Origin of the sequence: Halanaerobium sp. DL-01, assembly GCF_003338615.1 — a bacterium.
Lineage (GTDB): Bacteria > Bacillota > Halanaerobiia > Halanaerobiales > Halanaerobiaceae > QPJE01.
Window position 1 is genome coordinate 1 of the sequence record NZ_QPJN01000058.1, and the last position, 5,590, is coordinate 5,590.

General features: G+C 48.4%; 3 rRNA genes. All 3 read right to left on the minus strand.

The window, feature by feature from the left end:
- Nucleotides 1-8 precede the first annotated feature (8 nt).
- The 3 genes from rrf to DER71_RS11550 all read right to left on the minus strand — a co-directional run bounded on the left by rrf (nt 9) and on the right by DER71_RS11550 (nt 5,384).
- A 5S ribosomal RNA gene (rrf, locus tag DER71_RS11540) occupies nt 9-185 on the minus strand.
- Between the two features lie 46 nt (nt 186-231).
- Nucleotides 232-3,635 (minus strand): 23S ribosomal RNA (locus DER71_RS11545).
- A gap of 198 nt (nt 3,636-3,833) precedes the next feature.
- Nucleotides 3,834-5,384 (minus strand): 16S ribosomal RNA (locus tag DER71_RS11550).
- Together the 16S, 23S and 5S rRNA genes form the textbook arrangement of a ribosomal RNA operon.
- Between the last annotated feature and the right edge of the window lie 206 nt (nt 5,385-5,590).

A 5,590-nucleotide genomic window follows, 5' to 3' on the forward strand; every position in this document is an offset into this window, starting at 1 on the left:
AAAAAAGGATCCGGCAGTGACCTACTCTCCCACACCGTTACCAGTGCAGTACCATAGGCGCTTGAGGACTTAACTTTTGTGTTCGAAATGGGCCCTTCGGACCCGGCACATCCTGTGCCCCTCAGGGCACTAGGACTTCCTTGTCCGTCGGATACAAGTGTTTCCCCTCCGCAATTACCACCGGAAATATTAAATTTTAAACACATTCAAAAATACACACAGAAAGTATATATGATTAAGCCCTCGATCTATTAGTACCGGTCAGCTTAATACATTGCTGCACTTCCACCTCCGGCCTATCTACCTTATCTTCTTTAAGGGATCTTACCTGTCTGGAGATTGGAAGCTGGAAATTAATAGTTGGATGCCTCAACTTTTAATCTAATTATCTTCCCAACCATCTAACTTCTAACCTCTAACCTCCAGACAGTGGGATACCTTATCTTGGAGTCTGTTTCACGCTTAGATGCTTTCAGCGCTTATCTTTGCCACACTTAGCTACCCAGCTGTGCTCCTGGCGGAACAACTGGTACACCATCGGTGTGTCCATCCCGGTCCTCTCGTACTGGGGACAGCTCTCCTCAAGTATCCTGCGCCTGCGACGGATAGGGACCGAACTGTCTCACGACGTTCTGAACCCAGCTCGCGTACCGCTTTAATGGGCGAACAGCCCAACCCTTGGAACCTGCTTCAGCTCCAGGATGCGATGAGCCGACATCGAGGTGCCAAACCTCCCCGTCGATGTGAACTCTTGGGGGAGATAAGCCTGTTATCCCCGGGGTAACTTTTATCCGTTGAGCGACGGCAATTCCACTCTATACCGCCGGATCACTAAGTCCTACTTTCGTATCTGATCGACCTGTTTGTCTCTCAGTTAAGCTCCCTTCTGCCTTTACACTCTCCGTGCGATTTCCATCCGCACTGAGGGAACCTTTGAGCGCCTCCGTTACTTTTTGGGAGGCGACCGCCCCAGTCAAACTGCCCGCCTGACAATGTCCTGTGACCAGTTTATGGCCTCCAGTTAGAATCCCGCTGTAGAAAGGGTGGTATCCCACCAGCGACTCCACTGACATTAGCATGCCAGCTTCTTTGTCTCCCACCTATCCTGTACATTCTACACCAAAACCCAATATCAGGCTGCAGTAAAGCTCCACGGGGTCTTTCCGTCCTGTCGCAGGTAGCCTGCATCTTCACAGGCATTTTAATTTCACCGAGTCCCTTGTTGAGACAGCATCCAAGTCGTTACGCCATTCGTGCAGGTCGGAACTTACCCGACAAGGAATTTCGCTACCTTAGGACCGTTATAGTTACGGCCGCCGTTTACTGGGGCTTAGGTTCAGACCTTCGTGGCTAGCACTAAGCCTTCTCCTTGACCTTCCAGCACCGGGCAGGCGTCAGCCCCTATACTTCGTCTTACGACTTAGCAGAGACCTGTGTTTTTGCTAAACAGTCGCTTGGATCTTTTCACTGCGACCCACTAGCTAATGCTAATGGGTACCCCTTCTCCCGAAGTTACGGGGTCATTTTGCCGAGTTCCTTAACAAGGGTTCTCTCGCGCGCCTTAGAATTCTCTTCCCGTCTACCTGTGTCGGTTTGCGGTACGGGTGCTTTAAATCTCACTAGTGGGTTTTCTTGGCGATTTATCCTGTGGCTTCACCCCTCTTGGCTCCATATCACTAAAAGGTATTAACGGATAAAGGGATTTCCCTCCTTATCCTACCTCTTTAGCTTATACATGCTCCTCCAGTCGCATGCTCCACTCTCTTTACCGCGTCACCACTTCGCTCCAGCAATTTAAAGCAGCATCGGAATCTCTACCGATTATCCATCACCTACGCCTTTCGGCCTCGGCTTAGGTCCCGGCTAACCCTGAGCGGACGAACCTTCCTCAGGAATCCTTAGACTTTCGGCGAAGGAGATTCTCACTCCTTTTTTCGTTACTCATACCGGCATTCTCTCTTCTGTACAGTCCACTGCTCCTTCCGGTACAGCTTCTTCCCGTACACAATGCTCCTCTACCACTCTAGAAGTTGGAGATTAGAAATTGGAAGTTGGAAAGTTCAAAACCATTTATCTATCATGGTGTTAAGTTGTCTTCCCAATATATCATATCTTTCAAGAAGTTTTTCAGCTTTTTTAGAAATTGAAGTTTAAGTTGGTTTTTCTAACTTCCAACCTCTAACTTCTAACCTCTAAAAGGTATTGAAATTGCTGCTCTTCTCATTTGACTTCCTAATTCATATCTCTCAGTCTCTGGTAGATGTTGAGTTAGTTGATGTATTTCTAATGCCAGGCTATAACTTTTTTTGTATACTTTTAAATCTTTATAGCTTTTTATCATTTTTTCACCATCTTTAACTAACTTCCAACCTCTAACCTCCAACCTCCAGAATCCACAGCTTCGGTGATATGCTTTAGCCCCGTTACATTTTCGGCGCAAAACCGCTTGACCAGTGAGCTATTACGCACTCTTTAAATGAATGGCTGCTTCTAAGCCAACATCCTGGTTGTCTGTGCGATCTCACTTCCTTTTCCACTTAGCATATACTTTGGGACCTTATCTGGTGGTCTGGGCTCTTTCCCTCTTGACTGTGAAGCTTATCCCCCACAGTCTGACTCCCAGAGATCTTTAAATGGCATTCGGAGTTTGAATGGATTTGGTAACCTTGTTGGGCCCCTTGTCCAATCAGTGCTCTACAACCATCTACCTTACTCTGAGGCTAGCCCTAAAGCTATTTCGAGGAGAACCAGCTATCTCCGAGTTCGATTGGCCTTTCACCCCTATCCACAGCTCATCCCCTCATTTTTCAACATAAGTGGGTTCGGACCTCCACAGGCTCTTACACCCGCTTCATCCTGGCCATGGATAGTTCACTCGGTTTCGGGTCTATTAACCATAACTCCCGCCCTCTTAAGACTCGCTTTCGCTCTGGCTTCACCTTTCTGGCTTAACCTTCCGCTACGGTCAATAACTCGCCGGTCCGTGATACAAAAAGTACGCAGTCAGACTTTCTAATAGTCCTCCTACTTGTTGTAAGCTTACGGTTTCAGTTTCTATTTCACTCCCCTCCCGGGGTTCTTTTCACCTTTCCCTCACGGTACTTGTTCACTATCGGTCATCCAGTAGTATTTAGCCTTGGAAGGTGGTCCTCCCTTCTTCTCACAGGATTCCTCGTGGCCCGTGATACTCCGGATAATATCAGGTTGATTGCCTTTTGCCTACAGGGCTTTTACCTCCTATGGCTAGACTTCCCAGTCTCTTCGGCTAGGCTCTCTTTTTAACCTCTGGAAGCTCTGCAGCTCTTCCCTTTATTATCCCTCACCCACATACAGCAACAACTGCAGTCTTACACTGTATGTGTTTGGACTCCTCCCCTTTCGCTCGCCGCTACTTAGGGAATCTCTTTTGATTTCTTCTCCTCAGGGTACTAAGATGTTTCAGTTCCCCTGCTTGCCCTCATATACCTACTTCTTTCAATATATGATGCCAGCTCTTCTCGCTGGCGGGTTGCCCCATTCGGATATCCGCGGATCTACGCTTATTTAGCAGCTCCCCGCGGCTTTTCGCAGCCGGTCACGTCCTTCTTCGACTCTGGATACCTAGGCATCCACCGTAAGCTCTTTCTAGCTTAATCTTTATTACTTCCTGTATGTATTTTTCAATGTGCTGTTTTTAGAGATTGGATGTTGAAACTTTGAAGTTGGATAAAATCTTTATCCACAATGTTCCTACTTCCTCTCTCTTATCTCTTACTTCTTTTTATATATTATTTAAAAGAAGGTTCTTAATGAAACCTTCAAAGGTAAACAGCAAGCTTACGCTCTCTCCTTAGAAAGGAGGTGATCCAGCCGCACCTTCCGGTACGGCTACCTTGTTACGACTTCACCCCTCTTGCCGGACACACCTTCGGCATCCGCAGATGACTTCTGGTGCATCCAACTCGATTGGTGTGACGGGCGGTGTGTACAAGGCCCGGGAACGTATTCACCGCAGTATGCTGACCTGCGATTACTAGCGATTCCATCTTCATGCAGGCGAGTTGCAGCCTGCAATCCGAACTGGGACTGATTTTATAGGATTTGCTCCACTTCGCAGCTTTGCTCCCCTCTGTATCAGCCATTGTAGCACGTGTGTAGCCCGAGATATAAAGGGCATGAGGACTTGACGTCATCCCCACCTTCCTCCGACTTTCACCGGCAGTCTTCCTAGAGTCCCCGACTTTACTCGCTGGCAACTAGGAACAGGGGTTGCGCTCGTTGCGGGACTTAACCCAACATCTCACGACACGAGCTGACGACAGCCATGCACCACCTGTCTCCGTGCGGCACTAAGTGCCAAACCCTACTCTCATAGGTGGTCACGGGATGTCAATTCTCGGTAAGGTTCTTCGCGTTGCTTCGAATTAAACCACATGCTCCACCGCTTGTGCGGGCCCCCGTCAATTCCTTTGAGTTTCAATCTTGCGATCGTAATCCCCAGGCGGGATACTTAATGCGTTAACTCCGGCACCGAAGGAATCGAACCTCCAACACCTAGTATCCATCGTTTACGGCTGGGACTACCGGGGTATCTAATCCCGTTCGCTCCCCCAGCTTTCGTACCTCAGCGTCAGTTGTAACCCAGAGAGCCGCCTTCGCCACTGGTGTTCTTCCTAATATCTACGTATTTCACCACTACACTAGGAATTCCGCTCTCCTCTGTTACACTCAAGATAGTTAGTTTCAAACGCTATCTGTCGGTTAAGCCGACACCTTTCACATTTGACTTTACTATCCGCCTGCGTACCCTTTACGCCCAATAATTCCGGACAACGCTTGCACTCTACGTATTACCGCGGCTGCTGGCACGTAGTTAGCCAGTGCTTCCTCCCCAGGTACCGTCAGGTGGATACCATTTCCTTTATCCACGGTTCTTCCCTGAGGACAGAGCTTTACAATCCTAAGACCTTCTTCACTCACGCGGCGTTGCTCCATCAGGCTTTCGCCCATTGTGGAAGATTCCCCACTGCTGCCTCCCGTAGGAGTCTGGACCGTGTCTCAGTTCCAGTGTGGCTGATCGTCCTCTCAGACCAGCTATGGATTGTTGCCCTGGTAAGCCGTTACCTTACCAGCTAGCTAATCCACCGCGGATCCCTCCTTGAACAATGCGTATCGCATCTTTTCTGATTGGGTGATGCCACTCTCTCAGCTTATTCAGGATTAGCCCGACTTTCGCCCAGTTATCCTCAATTCAAGGACAGGTTATCCACGTGTTACTCACCCGTCCGCCACTATCTAGTCCTCGTCTTCTGCCCGAAGGCTTCTGTCGAGGTAGACCGTTCGACTTGCATGTGTTAAGCACGCCGCCAGCGTTCGTCCTGAGCCAGGATCAAACTCTCCATATAAAGAATTTGAGTTCGGCTCATATCTCTTTCTTATATAAGCTTTTATTCTTCTTTAAGCTGTTACACTCAAAGTAATTGGCGTTTGCTTGCTGTTTACTTTTCAAGGTTCAACGCACCTTCTTCTATAGTACAAAATGGATGGTGCCTTGCTAGGACATTGAGTCCGTCGCGCACCTTCTTCTATAGTACAAAATGGATGGTGCCTT